At 66.4% G+C, this 16,557-nt stretch carries 11 protein-coding genes; 6 read left to right on the plus strand and 5 right to left on the minus strand.

Annotated features, from left to right (window positions below; all coding sequences use genetic code 11):
- Positions 1-179: 179 nt before the first annotated feature.
- A complete protein-coding gene (locus tag F787_RS0112260; protein ID WP_018870507.1) occupies positions 180-794 on the plus strand; it encodes a hypothetical protein in 615 nt (204 codons plus the stop codon).
- Between the two features lie 310 nt (positions 795-1,104).
- On the plus strand, positions 1,105-3,021 hold the full coding sequence (locus F787_RS0112265) for an alkaline phosphatase family protein (protein WP_231373438.1): 1,917 nt from the start codon (positions 1,105-1,107) through the stop codon (positions 3,019-3,021).
- On the opposite strand, the gene F787_RS0112270 is transcribed toward F787_RS0112265, so the two are convergent.
- From F787_RS0112270 to F787_RS0112285, 4 genes are read right to left on the minus strand one after another with little or no spacing between them, the layout of a single operon-like run.
- Positions 2,991-4,373, minus strand: a complete 1,383-nt coding sequence (locus F787_RS0112270) for a hypothetical protein (protein WP_231373439.1) — start codon at positions 4,371-4,373, stop codon at positions 2,991-2,993. The two genes, F787_RS0112265 and F787_RS0112270, sit on opposite strands and share 31 nt — an antisense overlap.
- A gap of 42 nt (positions 4,374-4,415) precedes the next feature.
- Positions 4,416-9,524: a diguanylate cyclase domain-containing protein gene (locus F787_RS0112275; RefSeq protein ID WP_028492362.1), complete on the minus strand. Its 5,109-nt coding sequence runs from the start codon at positions 9,522-9,524 to the stop codon at positions 4,416-4,418.
- Positions 9,525-9,578: 54 nt separating this feature from the next.
- Positions 9,579-10,310: a hypothetical protein gene (locus tag F787_RS0112280; protein WP_019591992.1), complete on the minus strand. Its 732-nt coding sequence runs from the start codon at positions 10,308-10,310 to the stop codon at positions 9,579-9,581.
- A gap of 30 nt (positions 10,311-10,340) precedes the next feature.
- Positions 10,341-11,129 (minus strand): gamma-glutamylcyclotransferase family protein, encoded by a 789-nt coding sequence (locus tag F787_RS0112285; RefSeq protein WP_028492363.1) that lies wholly within the window; start codon positions 11,127-11,129, stop codon positions 10,341-10,343.
- Positions 11,130-11,332: 203 nt separating this feature from the next.
- Here F787_RS0112285 and F787_RS0112290 point away from each other — a divergent pair, with 203 nt between their 5' ends.
- The gene (locus tag F787_RS0112290) at positions 11,333-13,021 is read left to right on the plus strand and encodes a diguanylate cyclase (RefSeq protein WP_231373440.1); all 1,689 of its coding nucleotides are present in this window, start codon (positions 11,333-11,335) and stop codon (positions 13,019-13,021) included.
- Positions 13,005-13,817 carry a hypothetical protein gene (locus tag F787_RS0112295; RefSeq protein WP_028492365.1) on the plus strand — a complete coding sequence of 271 codons (813 nt, stop codon included), beginning with the start codon at positions 13,005-13,007 and terminating at the stop codon, positions 13,815-13,817. The genes F787_RS0112290 and F787_RS0112295 overlap by 17 nt, the downstream gene beginning before the upstream one ends.
- Positions 13,818-13,876: 59 nt before the next feature.
- Here F787_RS0112295 and ettA read toward each other — a convergent pair whose 3' ends face one another.
- Positions 13,877-15,544 (minus strand): energy-dependent translational throttle protein EttA, encoded by a 1,668-nt coding sequence (gene ettA, locus F787_RS0112300; protein WP_018870499.1) that lies wholly within the window; start codon positions 15,542-15,544, stop codon positions 13,877-13,879.
- 110 nt (positions 15,545-15,654) lie between these two features.
- Here ettA and crcB (F787_RS0112305) point away from each other — a divergent pair, with 110 nt between their 5' ends.
- Both crcB (F787_RS0112305) and crcB (F787_RS0112310) read left to right on the plus strand, forming a co-directional pair.
- On the plus strand, positions 15,655-16,077 hold the full coding sequence (gene crcB / locus F787_RS0112305; protein WP_028492366.1) for a fluoride efflux transporter CrcB: 423 nt from the start codon (positions 15,655-15,657) through the stop codon (positions 16,075-16,077).
- Positions 16,074-16,496 (plus strand): fluoride efflux transporter CrcB, encoded by a 423-nt coding sequence (crcB, locus tag F787_RS0112310; protein ID WP_028492367.1) that lies wholly within the window; start codon positions 16,074-16,076, stop codon positions 16,494-16,496. The genes crcB (F787_RS0112305) and crcB (F787_RS0112310) overlap by 4 nt, the downstream gene beginning before the upstream one ends.
- The last annotated feature ends 61 nt before the right edge of the window (positions 16,497-16,557 follow it).

The raw sequence follows: 16,557 nt of genomic DNA on the forward strand, positions 1-16,557 counted from the left end.
TGCCCCCGGTGGGAGGCCGGCCCTCCGGCCGATTGTGCGTTCGGCCCATCTCCGGCGCCGGATCGGCCAGCGGCTGGCCTCCTACGGCACCTCCGCAGGAGGGTGCCTTGCCGGCGCGCGATGACAGGCACCGGGTGACCCTCCATGATGGGGACTGGTCGAACGGAGACCGCCGCGCGATGATCCCGCTGTGGTTCAAGCTGAGCTGGCTCGCCTTCCTCGCCGTGCTGGTACCGGTGTACCTGCAGGAATACGGGCCGCTGAACTTCCTCTGGCTGTCCTCCATCGCGCTGGTGGCCGGCTGCGCGGCCGCCTGGCTGGAAAACCGCCGTCTCGCCTCCATGCTGCTGGTCGCGGTCCTGCTGCCGGAGCTCGTCTGGGTCCTCGACCTGGTGCTCAGCCTGCTGCTGCTAGGCAATCCGGTCATCGGTGCCGTGCACTACATGTACAACACCGACATCCCGCTGCACGTGCGCCTGCTTTCCCTCTATCACCTGCCGTTGCCGTTCGCGCTGCTTTGGATGGTCTGGCGCCTGGGTTACGACGCGCAGGCCTGGAAGTGGTGGCTGCCGATTGGCTGGGGCGTCCTGCTGGCCAGCTACGCGGTCGCGGAGGAGGGGGGCAACCTGAACTGGGTACTGGGCCCGCACGGCCAGCCGCAGGAATGGGTCGCGCCCGAGCTGTGGCTGGCGTTCGTGGTGCTGTTCTGCACCGTGATGTGGTGGCTCACCCACCGCCTGGTGCGGTGGGTGTACCGCCGGTTTGGGGGCGCGCGACCGGGCGTGAGAGAGTGACGGCCGAAGCGCAAGGAAACGAGGGGGGATCATGGATGTTCGTTACGATTCGGGTGAAGTGGTTTTGGTTTGTCGCAACCGCCACGATGACCGATGTCTCTTCTACCGGCTGGACCCGCACGCGGACGACCCGTTCATTCCCTTGCACGAGACCGGAGGGGCAAGCTTCGATCGTCACTGGCGCATGGCCCGCGTCGGAGGCTATCTGCTGCAATGGGGCCCGCTGGGCGAACGCGATGGTGTATCCGGCTATCCCTACGCGCTGAGGGAGTTCGATCCTTCACTGGCCAATCCACTGCTGGGGCCTCTGGTGCAGGGCGGGTTCTGGGAACAGAACAAGTTCCTTGGACATCGCACGCATTACGGTGATGATCCCGACGAAGGGCAGCAACTGGATCTGGTGCCGGTTGGCAGTTTCGTGCTGTGTCTGATCCCCACCCGTGGTCGGGGCACCTTCGAGTTATGGAATTTCGATCCCCGGCCCGATGCCCCCGGGAGCGAAGATCCGATCCCGGAGCCCTATTCCGCACAGGCGGAGTTTACCCGCGGGCAAGGAGCGTTCCCGCTGATCCGCAAGGGTCACACGTTGCTTCCGATGGGCGATTATGTCCTGGAGCGTCTCCCCGGAGGGCGGCGTTTCCGTCTGTGGAGCTTTGACCCGCAGCTCGACAACCCGCTGTCCCTTCCGGTGATCCGGGAGGGTTCCTGGAACGAGATCGATGACGGCCACGAGCTGACGGTGGTCGGTAACCAGCTCCTGGACTGGTGCCCCGGTCATGGTCGTTACCGGCTCTGGACCCTGGATCCGGATCTTGAGGAGCTCCTCGCGGGGCCCGTGCGGGAAGGTCGACTCCCCGCGGCGATGGGCCCCGACTCGGAGCTTGTGGCATTCGAGGCCTCGCCCCGCATTGATAGTGGCAAGGCGGTGATTCCCGGGACGATGGATTTCATGCGTTCCAGGATTCGGCATGTTGTGTACTACATGCTCGAAAGCCGGTCTTTCGACAACGTGTGTGGCTGGTTGTACGAGAATGGTGGACGGGATTGCCACTTCATTGGTCGTACGGATCCTTTTGACGGTGCGACCACCGAGGATTTCAACTGGCATGGTGACCGCAAGGTGCACGTCAGTCAGTTTCACGACGGTGTCTTGAGCGAGGAATGGGATCTCGACACCCCCGGGCAGGACCCGTTTCATCACACCAGCGACAGTCTGCAGCAGATGTTTTCGGACATATCCGGTTACTGGCGAGGCGAGCCGCCGGATATGCAGGGATTCATCCTCAATACGGCAGACGATCAGGTGATGCAGACACTGAGCCCGGAACAGCTCCCGGTGCTCAATGGACTGGCACGTCATTTCGCCGTCTCGGATGAATGGTTTTCGTCGATTCCGGGAGGAACCGATGTCAATCGAGCCTTTTCGCTCACCGGCTCGGCATTCAATCGGCTGGGGACCTGGGAGGGCGGCAATGCTTATCAGTACTGGCCGTGTTATCCGCGCCGCCAGTCGATCTGGAAGCTGCTCTGGAGTCATGGCATCACCGACTGGAAGATTTACAACGCGGTGCTCTGGCAGGGCGCGGTCTTTACCCGGCAGCTCTTCCTGCGTGGTCAGGTTCCGTCACTGGATGCGGAGCCGTCGCGGTACCTGGCGGATATCGAGCAATTCAAGACGGATGCCCGTCGCGGCGAACTCCCGGCTTTCAGTTACCTTGAGCCGGCCTGGATCGCCCCGTCCGGTTCTACCTCGTACCATCCCGGGAGTGACCTGGTGCCCGCGGAACGGACCCTGAACGAAATCTATGAGGCGCTACGCGACGGGCCCGCCTGGGAAAACACGCTGCTGGTGATTACGTTCGACAAGAACGGAGGTACCTACGATCACGTATCTCCGCCCTATGCACGCAAGCCCTGGCCGAATGACGGCGTGGATGGTTTCCGTTACGACCTGATGGGCCCCCGGGTGCCTGCCATTATGGTGTCGCCGTGGATTCGGGAGCGGAGCGTGATCCGATCCGGCGGAACGGTGCCGTTTGACTCGACCTCCTTCGGCGCAACCCTGCTCCAGTGGTTTGGGGTCCCGCGATGTTCATGGTGCCTGGGAGACCGCATGGCTCATGCCCCTTCCTTTGAATCCGTGTTGCAGGCGGATGAGCCACGCCAGGACGGTCCGAGCTTTACGCCGCCCTATGATCAGTCGAACCCGCGGTCACCCCACCGGTAGTGATTGCAGGTCTCGTCCCACCCGGCGGGCCGCCGGGCGGGCGGGGGCACGGGATCCCGGATGTCGTCGGGGTCGTACTGGCAATCATGGCTGGCACAGGCGTTGGCCTCATGGGCCGAGCAGTAGTTCCAGGCCTCGGTGAATGAATCACAGGCGGCTTCCGGGTCGTTGGTATCAAGCTTGGCCTGAATGCACAGTGACTGACGGTCCTCGGCGGACGGTTTTCCGGACCAGCGATCCTCGCACTGTTTCCGGACGGCCTCGGGTGAAGCCCCGGGGTCTTCCGCCATGGCGATCAGCCAGCATGCGGACACGAAATCCTTCTCCTCGTCCTCAATCAGGTTGCGCGACCCGCGGCCACATTTATCGCTCGGGTTGTCCGGACAGCAGTTGTAGGAGGTGACATCCGGATGGTTGGTGGCAATCCAGGGGGTTGCCGGAGCGTCGGGGGCCAGGGAGGTCGAGCCGGTGTCGAGCACGCTGACCGCGTCTCGCCCGATCATGCGGGCCCAGGTGCGGCGGGCATCGGCGCCGAATACCGCTACTGGCCGTGATTCATCGGGCCGCGTTGCGAGGAGCCGCAGCATCGGGCGAAGGTAGTCTCCGCCCGGACCGGTGCGGTCATCGAACCATTCCACGGGATCCGGCAGGTAACCGGTCTGGCCGGTGCCCGGTGCTGCAATCGGACGGGCGTCCACGATGGTCTGGAAGGCATCCGGATTCTCTGCGCCCGCGGCCCCCATGATCCGTCCCCATCGGCACATCGTGTAGTTTTCCAGATAGTCCTGTCCGGTGAGGGCCGGGATCGGGGGGTAATCGAGGAAAAGTACGGTGTGCTGGCTCGCCAGAGGCAGGCCCAGTGGCAGAAACAGGGTCCAGGGTTCACCGGCCTGTGGATGCGGGTCCCAGCAGCCTTCCCGGGCCTTGCAGGCCTCGACCCCGCGGCGGGCCTGAGTGGCGTCCTCCGAATCAAGAAAGGCTGGATGCACGGTCGCATAGCGGCGGGTCGTCGCGTTCTTGGGCTGGAGGCGGACTCTGACTCGTTCGTCCGTTTCACCTTCTTCAACCAGACTGACCGACACCTCGGGGTCGGGGACGCCGTCTCTCTCGAGCGACTGGGTCGTGAAATGTTCGATGGTTGCGGTCAGGTCCTCGTAGTCGCTGGCGTACGCCTCCGGGAGCCAGGATGCGTCGGGGTAGAGCTCGCGGATATGCGGCTCCGGTCCCAGGTCATATTCGACGGCTCCGGGGTTGTCGGCCATGGCGGGAATGCCGCTGCCCAGGCCCATGGCGATCATGACTACCGTCAAAAGCACCGGGCGGTTGTGGATGCAGGTACGGGGTGCTGGCATGGATGAAGTCCCTCTCTGTCTGCGGGCCAACAGGCCCCTGGTTCATGACGGGCCGGATTCGCGGGCGGGGTCCGGTGGCCGGGTGTCGGCGGGGCCAACGACCCGGTTGCGGCCGGCCTTCTTGGCGCGGTAGAGGGCTTCGTCGGCTTCGTTGATCAGATCCTGACGTCCCCCGCGGCCCGAAGGGGTCCGGGTGGCGGTCCCGATGCTCACCGTGACCACGTCCGCGGTCGTGGAATATTCGTGCGGCAGCTGCTGCTCGAGGATGGCCCCGCGCAGCCGCTCGGCCGTCGCATGCGCGGCATCGGTGTCGATGCCGGGCAGGATCACCATGAACTCCTCGCCGCCATAGCGCACCGCCAGCTGTTCCGGGTCGTCGAGGGTCTCGCGGATGATGCTGCCGATGGTGATCAGGCAGTGGTCGCCGGCGGGGTGCCCGTAGTGGTCGTTGTAGGGCTTGAAATGGTCGACGTCGAACATCATCAGTGACAGGGGCCGCTGTTCGTGCCCCAGGCGGTCCCACTGTTCCTGGAGGTAGTCGTCGCCGCGCCGGCGGTTGGCAAGACCGGTCAGGCCGTCGCGCTCGGCGAGGTTCTGCAGCTCGCGATTCACTTCCTCGAGCTGGCGGGTGCGTTCGGCCACGCGGTCCTCAAGGGTGCGGGAATACTCCCGAACCTGTTCATACAGCCGGGCATTTTCAAGCGCGACGGCAGCCTGGGCGGCCAGCAGACGGACGACCTCGGCGCGGTCCGGGGGAAAGGCGCCGGCGGTCAGGTTGTTTTCCATGTACAGCGCCCCGACGAAGCGTTCCCGCCCCAGGGGTACGCAGAGCACGGACACCACCTGGCGCGCGGCGATGGCGGGGTCGTCGGTGAAGGCCCCCTCCTGGCTGGCGTTGTCCAGGACCACGGGCTCGCCGCTGCCCAGGACATGACTGACCAGGGAGATCGGCAGGGCGATGCCGCTGCCGTCGGGGGTGATGGCGCCAGGGCCGGGTTCGGGTTCGGGGCCGGGCGGTGCCTGCGGCAGTTCCCCGACCATGGCTTCCACGCCGGGCAGGCCCCGGTCCCGTCGGATCAGACAGGCCCACTGGCCGCCGGCGTTTTCGAGCAGGATCTCCAGACTGGTGCGCAGCAGCTTCTCGGTCTCGATCTCTCCGGAGATGGCGCGCGAAGCCTTCATGATTGAAGCCAGATCAAGATCCTTATGGTCCAGGGCGTCATCGCCGTGATCACTGCCGGGGCCGGCGATCTCCTCCAGGACCGGATGCCGTTCCTCCAGCAGGCGCACCTTGCGCCGCGCTCCCCAGCGCGCGTACAGGCGGTGGGCGGCCCGCAGGTAGCCCTCGGCCGCACGGCGGCGCCCCCGGGCCAGCAGATGCGATGCGGCCCGTTCGCTGGCCATCGCCTCGTCGCGCATGAAGCCGCTGGCCGCGGCCGCTTCGATGGCGGCCTCGTATCGTTCCATGGCCGGTTCGTCGCTGCCGGACAGGCGTTCCAGCTCGGCTTCCATCAGATACTGCAGGTGCAGGAAGTTGTCCGGACAGTGGTCGGCCCAGCGCTGGATCCGGTCCAGGTCTTCCAGCAGCTGGTGCCGCATCGGGTCGTCGGGCGTCGTGACGCGATCGGGATGGACCCGGACGCAGGCCAGGAAATCCAGCAGGTAGAAGCGCGCCAGCTGCGGCAGAGACATGGCCGAACGGATCAGACGCTGCCGGCGGGCCAGGTGCTCCAGGGCGTGCTCGGGGGCGTCGTGCAGGACCGCGACCTCGGCCTTGTAGATGTGGTAGTTGGCCACTCCGGTCATGAACTGGCGCTGGTGCATGCCGTCGAGGCAGGCGTGTTCGTCGAACCGCTCGTCGCTCAGCGACAGCGGGTCCTGCGTGAGGCCCTGAAAGGCGTACTGCATCTGCAGGAAGAGGGTGGCCGAATCCAGCGAGTCGCGATAGTTGCATTCGCGGACGATCGCGATGTTTTCCTCGTGCTGGCGCGTGGCCTCCGGCAGGTCCAGTGCCGGATCCCAGATCACGCAGTCCTGGGCGCTGTAGGCCAGATAGAGGAGATCGCCGGACTGGTGGCCGGCCTCGATGCCCCGCCGGAACCACGGGGTCAGGCTGGACCAGTGATGGCTCCAGTGGTGGATGAACATCGCGTAGACGTAGATCACCCGTGCCCGCAGGGCGAGGTCGTCGAACCGTTCGTTGATGGCCAGACCCAGGCGCCCGTACTCGAGCCCCAGCGCAGGGTCATCCAGCTCGCCACACAGCAGCATCCCGTAGGCGGCGTGGATGAAGGCGGCTTCGGGACAGTTGCCATGGCGCAGGCACAGATTCACGCCCTTGAAGACCAGATAGGGAAACAGGTTGCCGCTGCCCGACAGGAACGATGCCGGGAAGATCTCCATCAGCAGGCGCATGGCAAGGAGCACGGAACGGTCCTCGACGTTCGGGGCGTCCAGCAGGTCGGCGATCGCCCGATCCCCCAGATGTTCCGTGATGCGTGCGCGCTCTTCGGCCACCTCGCGGTCGCCGGGATCCTCGTGGATCTCCACGCCCAACAGGCGCAGGCCCTCGATGGCCGTGTGCATGGAGGCCTCCATGCGGCCAAGCGTTGCGTACTGGCGGGTGCGGGTGGACAGGAGTTCCACCTTTTCGTAGGTCCCGGGGGCGTGGTCGAACAGGAGCCCGGCCCATTCCTCGGCCTCGTCCTGCCGGCCGGTCAGATAGGCGCATTGCTGCAGCTCCCGGGCCAGTTCGAACGCCAGTTCCGGGTGCGTGGCGTCTGTCGGTTCGGGCAGCAGGGTATGGCCGACGTGCAGCAGTTCGTAGGCGGTTTCGTAGGCCGCCACGTTGCGCGCGCGTATCCCCGCGCGCAGGTTGAAACGGGCCAGCGCAAGACGTTCTTCGGGATTTTCGATCAGTGAGCGTCCCGCATTGAGATGGCGGACCATCTCCATCAGACGGTCGCCCTCGATCGCGTCACCGGAATGCCGGCGCATCAGGCGGCCGATGGACAGATGCACGCCGGTCATCTCGCGCGCATCCGACAGGCGGTAGGCGGCCTGCTGGACGCGGTCGTGTGCAAAGCGGTAGACCGGGTTCCACCGGTTCTCTTCCGGCGCACCGTCGTCCGGGGCGTGTCCCACGAGGCGATAGTCGGCGTGCAGCGGCACGATGGTGTGCTGGCGCAGGGCGGGCATCAGGGTCTCGGCCACCTCCGTGGCCGGGCATTCGCTGATCACCGCCAGGGTCTCGAGTTCGAAGGTGTTGCCGATGCAGGCGGCGAGCTGCAGGACGCGGCCGGTGGCTTCCGGCAGCTTGCGCAGGTTGTCGATCATGAACTCGACGATGTCGCCGCTCAGTCCCGCCCACAGGGCCGCTTCCGTGTCCCAGGTCCAGCCGCCGTCGGGACCGGGACGGATGACGCCTTCGTCATGCAGTGTCTGCAGCAGCTCGCCGGTAAAGAACGGGTTGCCCCGGGCCTTGTCGTGGACCAGATCGCTCAGCGGGCGAACCCGCGCCTCGTCGTCCTGCAGGGTATCCGCCACCATACGGCGTATGGAGTCGCGGTCCAGCGGAGCGACCGGCAGGTCGTGGACCGGGCGCCCCGCGCGCACGGCCTCGAAGGCCTGGTGCAGGGGGTGACCCGGGGGCACCTCGTTGCTGCGATAGGCGCCGATGATCAGGAGGTGGTCGGTATCGCGTGACAGGGCGAGCTGCCTGATCAGGTCCCGGGTCGGACCGTCACTCCACTGCAGGTCGTCGATGAACAGGACCAGCGGGTGCCCGCGGCCGGCAAAAACCCGGACGAAGTCGGCCAGCACGATGCGGTTGCGGTTGCGTGCCTCGTCGGGAGGCAGCTCGGCGACCGGTGGCTGGGGGCCGATGATCAGTTCCAGTTCCGGGACCAGATCCAGCACCAGCTGAGCGTTGGGAGACAGCGCCTCGTTCAGCCGTTGCTTCCAGCGTGCAAGCCGCGCCTCCGGTTCGGCCAGCAGCTGCTGTACCAGGGTGCGGAAGGCGGCGGCCATTGCGGAGTAGGCGCCCTGATGGAACTGGTCGAACTTGCCCCGCGCGAAAAAGCCCCGTTCCCGTACCAGCGGGCGGTCGATCTCGTTGACCAGGGCGGATTTGCCGACGCCGGAGTAGCCATGCACCAGGCACAGTTCGGTGCCGCCCGCCGCGGCCGATTCGAACAGCTCCGCGAGTTCGTCCAGCTCCCGTTCCCGGCCGTACAGCCGCTGCGGCAGGAGGAAGCGGGAAGGCCGGTCATGCCGCGCTGGCTCGAAGTCCTCGAGCCCAGTGCCGGACGCCACGGCCTCGGCGCACTCGGCCAGGTCGCGCGCCAGACCCGCGCCGGTCTGGTAGCGATGCTCGGGATCCTTGGTAAGCAGCCGCAGCAGGATCCGCGCAACCGCGGGCGGGAGATCGGGGGCCAGGTCGCCGGGGTCCGGAGGCGTCTGGCTGATGTGGGCATGAACCCATTCGAGGACGCCCTCGGCGGTGAACGGGCGTTGTCCGGCAAGGGCCTCGAACAGCGTGACGCCCAGGGAATAGAAGTCACTGCGGTAATCCAGTTCGCGGTTCATGCGCCCGGTCTGTTCGGGCGAGAGATAGGGCAGGGGCGCCCGACTGCCGGCCTCCAGCGAACCCTGGCGTTCGCGCCCGAGCTCCGAGGCCAGACCGAACCCGGTGAGCCGCGGCGAATCCTCGTCGGCGGGCAGACGGATATGGTCGGGGGTGACGGCCTTGTGCACCATGCCCCGGGCATGGAGCCCGTCCAGGATCTCCGCGATGCGACCGCCCATGGTCAGCCCCTGCGCGAGCGGCACCCGGCCGTCGGGTGCCCGCGCGAGCCGGTCGCTCAGGGTCTCCGTCACCGGCTCGGTCACCAGCGCCGTGCGTCCGCGGCCACAGGTCTCCACGGCATGGACCTGCAGGACCCCGTCGACGTCCGCCAGTGCGCGGGCGATGCGTCCGTCCCGGCGGATCTCCGCCAGCTGCCGCCGCGACGGGTAATCCGACGCCAGGGTCTCGATGACCCGTTCTTCCCCGGAGCATTCCTCGCGTGCGTGGTAAAGCACGCGTTCGCGGTCGCGGCGCAGGATGGGCCCGACCCGGTATCCGGTCAGCCGCGGGGCCTCGGTGACCATGCGGCTAACGGGTGTCGGGGCATGCGGCGGGGACGATGAGCGCGTGCGGGACGCTCATTCGCGTGACGATGCGGGCCCGAAGATGCGTTCGAACGTCGCCGCATAATCCTCGCGGGCCGTGTCGCGCAGGGGTTCGCCGTGTCCGCAAAGCGCATGCCGGAAGTCCCGTTCGATCAGGCGATCGAAATCCTCGGCACCGGGTTCGGCGTTCTGCAGCCAGAGTGGTCCGATGTTGGCCGGGGTGAAGAATCCCATCTCGCGCATGCGCTCGCGGGAATCGTCGGAGAAGAACGTGTCGGGGGCCGTCCAGTTCTGCAGTGCATCGCAGGCCACCAGGATGCCCCCGTCGCGGTGCAGGTGCAGGATGGCTTCGGGGATCCGGGTGGTCCGGAAGGTGAACAGGTCGGCATCGGACACCGGCAGGGCCCCGTCCGGGTCCAGCGGGTGGTCGGCCGCCAGGCCGGTTTCGTGCGTCATCTCCGGCAGGGCCCAGTAACGTGCGCCGTACTGCTGCACGTAGAACGGGTCGTCCCGACCGTGCAATGCCCCCAGGCGGACCACGTCGGTGACCCGCCCGAGCTTCTCCAGTGCCGCCAGTCCCTCGCTGTCCAGACGCACGCTGTTGACCACGATCAGGCGGTCTTCGTCGCGGATCACGGTCATGTTGCGGCTGAATTTCCAGTCGGCATCCAGCAGACGGGTTTCCATGGCACCGGTGACGAAAAAGACGCCGTCATGGACTTCTTCGAGCGTGCCGTGTGGCAGGGCTGCGGGGTATGTGCTCATGCGGGTTCCTTGCAGGCCGGGGCTGTGGTCTCAATGGTAGTCGAAGTGCCCGACATAGCGATATTCGCGGTCGTATTCCCGCAGATAGTTGTACAGGTACTGGCGCTGGGCCGGTCCGAGTCGATCAACGCGCAGATCCTCGAGGGTTTCCGAGCCGTCGCTGGTGTCCATGCGACGCAGGTGAAACAGGGTCATGTCCTGTCCGCCAAAGAAGTCCCTGAGCCAGGTGTGTGCGGGCCGGGCATCACTCATGTCGAACACGGCCCCGTAGAGGGCGGTGAAATGCGGATATTCGGGCAGCGATCGGGCATCGAAGCGCGGGTGGCTGCCAGGGGGGTGCTCGAACGGCGGGGCGTCTTCGACGGCGAGGGTTGGCTGGGCGCGCAGCCGGGCAATGTGTTCCCGATCGAGCCCGGCGCGTTCGGCACCGCGGATCAGGATGTTGAGGTAGCGCTGGCTGGGCTGGCAGCGATCATCCAGAAAATCCGGCCGCCCGCGATAGGCATAGGCGCTTTCGCTACCCTCCGGGGTCTCCACCTCGACCACGATGCGGTCATATCCGGCTCCTTTCGCCTCGACCTTGTCCAGGGCCGGCAGGCTGTCGTCCGGACACTCGTGCAGGATGCCCACCACGCGGTCGCCGGGCGTTGCCGAGGGCTCGATGTTGCCCACGCCCCCCTCGTGGCGGAAGAAATGCCGGACATTGAATCGCAGCTGCCAGCCGTGGAGCACGGCGGCCCGCGAGCGCACCGGCTCCACTCCCTTGGCCCGCAGCGAGATCAGATCCAGGTTGGAGCCAAAGCCGAAATACCGAAACAAGCTCGCTCTCCGTTTGCCGCAGGGTTCAAGTGTTATTCCTCGCCAATGGTGTGGTCAAGGGTGAGTGCTCGCGGCTCTACCTGATCCGGGGTGTGGTATTTTAGGGCGTTAAATTCGGAAAGGTTTGAAGTCTGCATGATCCCTGGGGTGGCCGGCGCGGAGAAGACGGGAGCAGGGTGCCGTGTCCGGGAGGCGCGGGATTCGTGACTGGCGTGATCCTGCGGGGTGCGTTGTTGCTGTTTTCCCTCGTCCCGGCGATGTCGGTGGCCGACGCGAACCTCCACATCGATTCCCTGGCAGAGGAGGCCGTCCCGGAGGACCCGGATGCCGCGGCCCTGGCCGAGCTGGACTGGGAGGCGCAGCCGGGGCGAACGGCCATCGAGCGCGATCACAGCCGCTGGTGGCGGGTGCGGTTCGAGTCGCGGGAGGACAACCGTGAGCCCCGGGTGCTGGCGCTGCGGGAGGTGTTCGATGCGCGTCTGGTGGTGTACCGCCCGCCAGATTACCGACCGGAGACACTGGAACTGTTCGACCCTGACGCCCCGGTAGTCGGTTCCCGGCACCGTCTCGCACTGGAGCTGGAGTCCGCGAGTCCGGATCATCCCGTTTATTTCCGGATCCTCGAGGCCCGTTCACAGCCCATCGGTCTGAGTGCGACATCGGCGTCGTCCTACCTCGAGTCCGATCGTCAACGCGTGCGCTTTACCTCCGCAGTGCTGGCGGCCAGTGTGCTTCTTGGCCTGGTTAGCGCGATCTTCGCTGCGACCCTGCGACGTCTGGCGCACGGGCTTCTGGGCGTGTGGGTGTTCTTTGGCGGGGTGTACTTTGCGGTTCTGAGCGGGGAAGCGCTGGTGCTCTGGCCCGGGCCCGTCGATGGGGGCGTAGCGCTACAGGCGGCCAGCCTGGTTGCGAGTATCGGCACTCTGGCGGCGTTTTCCGCCCTCTACCTGTTTCTCGACATTCGCCGGGCCTTCCCGCGGCTGGCGCGGGTGTTTCGCGGCCTGCTGTGGGTGGTGGCCGGATTCCTGCTGGCGGGGCTGGTGTTCCCGGGTGCATGGCTTGCGGGGTGGATGAACCTCCTGTTGCTGGTGCTCGCGACGATCACGCTGGGGGTGGCCGTTCTGCAGGCACGCGCCGGTGTCGGTCAGGCGTGGTTCTACCTCGCGGGCTGGGGAGGTGTGACCGTGGTAGTGATGGCTCGCGCCGGCTATTTCCTGATGGGCGAAGGGACGCCCGGGTGGCTGGAATACGCCCACCCCGCCACGCATGTGACCAGCGCCCTGGTGCTGGTTCTCGCCGGTGCCCTGGCGGCACGCCATGCCGAGCGCGAAATGCATCAGGCGCGGCGGCGGGCAGTCACCGATGCCCTGACCGGCTTGCCGAACCGGGCGCGGCTGAACGAACGTCTGCAGGAGCTGGCGCAGGGCGCGCAATTGGCAGATCGTCCACTGAGCGTGTTGTTCGTCGATCTGGACCACTTCAAGGCTCTGAACGACACCCATGGCCATGCCTTCGGCGATCGTTGTCTGCAGGAGGCGGCCCGTACCCTGCAGCGCCATTTGCGTCAGCACGATCTGGTCGCGCGTTATGGCGGCGAGGAGTTTGTTGTGGTGCTGGAGGAGAATCTCGGTGACGCCAGTCGAGTTGCCGAGACCCTGCGTGAGGCGGTCAGCAAGGACTGCAGGCGCGTGGACGGGCATGAGATTCATCTCACGGTTTCGATCGGCCTCGCCCATCGGGGGTATGGCGAATCGCTGGAGCATCTTTTAGAGCGGGCGGACGATGCGCTCTATCGGGCAAAGGGAGGTGGCCGCAACCGTGTGGTCCGTGCCCCCGACCCGGTGGATTTCGAGTCGACAGGGAGGGATGTCCACGATGAAACCGTATATTGACACCACCGAGCTGCGGGCAGGCGATATCCTGCTGATGCGGGGCAGAAGCTCGCTTTCGGATCTGATCGCCTGGTTCGGTGATTCGGTCTACAGCCATGCGGCGATCATGTGTTCCGACACCCATTTCGTCGAGGCGGCCATGCCACGGTCACGCATGGTGGCCCTCGACGAGCGACTGCGTCAGACCGACGCTTATCACTTCATTGAGGTCTTTCGCCCAACCGCCGATGACGGTAACCCGCCGGGCGAGGTGCAACGGGAAGGACTGGCCCGTGCAGCAAGCGAGCAGGTCGGCGTGGATTACCCCGTGGACATGCTGGTGCAGCTGGCGGCAGTCGCGGCCGTGCGTGACCGGATTCCGGCAGACGGTTGTCTTCGCTGGCTGCTGCGCGAACTGGTCGATCACCTGATCTGTTTCGACCCGGAGCATATGGTCTGCAGCGAACTGGTCTATCAGGCGATGCGTCAGGCGGAACTGGCGCCCACCATCGTGGTCGCCGCCCGTCTCGACCAGCCCTTCCCCGATGTGGATGTCCGGGAACTGGTTCGCGAATGGCTGGAGGCACGCGGTGCCGGATCAATGGGGCAGGGTCAGGCGGTGATGCCCGAACCCGTCAACGAAGAGGAACTGGTCGGGGCCTATCATCGACTGCGGCAGGAACGCCGTTTCGTCGCGGGGGGCTTAAGTCCGCACCCGGTACCCGATCCGAATCCGGCGACGATCTTGCCTGCGGATCTGTCCACCAGTCCTCAGGTGCGGCGCCTCGGTCGGCTGCGCCTCTCGGAGAAGGAATGAACGGCTGAGCACAATGGAATGAAGGCCCGGCGGGGCCGGGCCTTCGGGGGACGGCAGGGTCAGTCCGCGAGGCGTTTGTACTTGACCCGGTGCGGCTGGTCGGCCTCCGGGCCGAGCCGCTTGTGGCGGTCTTCCTCGTACTCCTGGTAGTTGCCTTCGAAGAACACCACGTTGCCATCTTCCTCGAACGCGAGGATGTGGGTGGCGATACGGTCGAGGAACCAGCGATCGTGCGAGATCACGATCGCGGAGCCGGGGAAGTCCAGCAGGGCCTCTTCCAGTGCGCGCAGGGTCTCGACGTCGAGGTCGTTGGTCGGTTCGTCCAGCAACAGGAAGTTGCCGCCGCTTTGCAGCAGCTTGGCGAGGTGCACGCGGTTGCGCTCCCCGCCGGAGAGCTCCTTCATGCGCTTCTGCTGGTCCTGGCCCTTGAAGTTGAAGCGGCCGCAATAGGCGCGTGACGGCATTTCGAAGTTGCCGACCCGGATGACGTCCTGACCGCCGGAGATCTCTTCCCACACGGTCTTTTCGTCCTCCAGCGCATCGCGGTTCTGGTCCACGTAGGCCAGCTGGACGGTCTCGCCGACGTCGATGGTGCCTTCGTCCGGTTCTTCCTGTCCGGAGATCATGCGGAACAGGGTGGTCTTGCCCACGCCGTTCGGGCCGATCACGCCGATCAGCGCACCGCGCGGCACGTTGAACGACAGGCCCTGGTAGAGCACGCGATCGCCGTAGTGCTTGGACAGGTTGTCCACCTCCAGCACCTTGTCGCCCAGACGCGGACCCGGCGGGATGTAGATCTCCTTGGTCTCGGAACGCTTCTGGTAGTCGCTGGAGGCGATCTCCTCGAAGCGCTTCAGGCGGGCCTTGCTCTTGGCGCCGCGGCCCTTGGGATTGGAACGCACCCACTCGAGCTCGGCTTCCATCGCCTTCTGCCGCGCGGCCTCGGCCTTTTCTTCCTGCTTCAGGCGCTTTTCCTTCTGCTCCAGCCACTGCGAGTAGTTGCCCTGGAACGGGATGCCCTGGCCACGGTCGAGCTCGAGGATCCAGCCGGCGACGTTGTCGAGGAAGTAGCGGTCATGGGTGACTGCGACGACGGTGCCCTGGAACTCCTGCAAAAAGCGCTCCAGCCATGCCACGGACTCGGCGTCCAGGTGGTTGGTCGGCTCGTCCAGGATCAGCATGTCCGGGCTGGACAGCAGCAGCCGGCACAGCGCCACGCGGCGGCGCTCGCCGCCGGAGAGGTTGTTCACGTCGGCGTCCCACGGCGGCAGGCGCAGGGCGTCGGCCGCGACCTCCAGCTTGCGGTCCAGATTGTGACCGTCGGCGGCCTCGATCTTCGCTTCGAGCTCGGCCTGCTTGGCGGCCAGGGCGTCGAAGTCGGCATCCGGCTCGGCATAGGCCGCGTACACCTGATCCAGTTCGGTCAGGGCCTCCTTTACCGAGGCAACCCCGTCTTCCACGTTGCCGCGCACGTCCTTTTCCGGATCGAGGTGCGGTTCCTGCGGCAGGTAGCCGATCTCGATGCCCGGCTGCGGCCGCGCCTCGCCGACGATTTCGGTGTCCACGCCGGCCATGATGCGCAGCAGGGTGGACTTGCCGGCCCCGTTATAGCCCAGCACGCCGATCTTGGCGCCGGGGAAGAAGTTCAGGTTGATGTCCTTGAGGATGTACTTCTTCGGCGGGACGATCTTGCCCACGCCGTTCATCGTGTAGATGTACTGCGCCATGATGCTCCTGCGAAGCGTTTGTCGGGGTAATCAGGGCGTGCACTTTACCATTCCGGCCGGCGGGAAGCTTGGTGGTCTGCCTGCGGGAGGGGCGGTGGCTCGACAGCGCAATGACCGGACCCGAAAATGGCCCGATGATCACGTGGTGGCAGGTCCTGTTGCTGGTAGGGGCGGGGGGTGCGCTGGGCGGACTGGCGCGCTTCTGGCTCGTGCAGTGGATCGACAACCGTACGGGCGGCGGCCGGTTTCCCTGGGGAACGCTGGCGGTGAACGTCTCCGGTGCGCTGCTGATCGGCCTGGCGCTGGGCTGGGTGTCCGGGCCGGCGCTGAGCTCCTGGCTCTGGCTGCTGCTGGTGGTGGGCGTGCTCGGCAGCTTCACCACGGTCTCGTCGTTCAGCCTGCAGGTGGTGGGCGTGGCGGAGCGTGACGGCCTGCGCCCGGCGGTGCTCTACGTCCTGCTGACGCTGGCCGGCGGGCTGACGCTGGTTTCCCTGGGCTACGGTCTGGCTCGTGCGGCGGGCGGGGCGGCATGACGGGGTATGACGTCCGGCTGTCCGCGTTCGTCGCGCTGGGGGCCGCGCTGGGCAGCATGGCGCGGTACGGCCTGTCGTGGACCGGGCTGCACCTGGTGGGCACCGGGTTTCCCTGGGATACGCTCGTGGTCAACATCGCCGGGTCCTGGCTGATCGGGCTGTATGCGGTGATCAGTGCGCCGGGGGGCTGTCGCCCGGCCGATCCGGTGACCCGGCAGTTCGTGCTGGCCGGGTTCTGCGGCGGGTTCACCACGTTCTCGGTGTTCAGTCTGGAAAGCCTGTGGCTGATGCAGTCGGGCGATCCGGGTCGTGCCGCGCTTTACGTGGCCGTGTCGCTGGTGCTGTGGATCGCGGGGGTCTGGCTGGGCAGCCGCATGGGGCGGCACTGGAACGCGGCCGCGGAACGGCGGGAACGCTGAGCCCCGGTGGGTGAGGCCCGTTCGGCGGGCAACCCCGTTCCGGGGCTCGCGGCGTGGCCCG

Source organism: Thioalkalivibrio sp. ALE19 (assembly GCF_000428605.1).
GTDB lineage: Bacteria > Pseudomonadota > Gammaproteobacteria > Ectothiorhodospirales > Ectothiorhodospiraceae > Thioalkalivibrio.

Coding starts and splice junctions, on each gene's coding strand:
- ettA (WP_018870499.1), bottom strand. CDS start 15,544: ATGGCGCAGTACATCTACACGATGAACGGCGTGGGCAAGATCGTCCCG.
- F787_RS0112280 (WP_019591992.1), bottom strand. CDS start 10,310: ATGAGCACATACCCCGCAGCCCTGCCACACGGCACGCTCGAAGAAGTC.
- F787_RS0112270 (WP_231373439.1), bottom strand. CDS start 4,373: ATGCCAGCACCCCGTACCTGCATCCACAACCGCCCGGTGCTTTTGACG.
- F787_RS0112275 (WP_028492362.1), bottom strand. CDS start 9,524: ATGGTCACCGAGGCCCCGCGGCTGACCGGATACCGGGTCGGGCCCATC.
- F787_RS0112260 (WP_018870507.1), top strand. CDS start 180: ATGATCCCGCTGTGGTTCAAGCTGAGCTGGCTCGCCTTCCTCGCCGTG.
- F787_RS0112295 (WP_028492365.1), top strand. CDS start 13,005: ATGAAACCGTATATTGACACCACCGAGCTGCGGGCAGGCGATATCCTG.
- crcB (WP_028492366.1), top strand. CDS start 15,655: ATGACCGGACCCGAAAATGGCCCGATGATCACGTGGTGGCAGGTCCTG.
- crcB (WP_028492367.1), top strand. CDS start 16,074: ATGACGGGGTATGACGTCCGGCTGTCCGCGTTCGTCGCGCTGGGGGCC.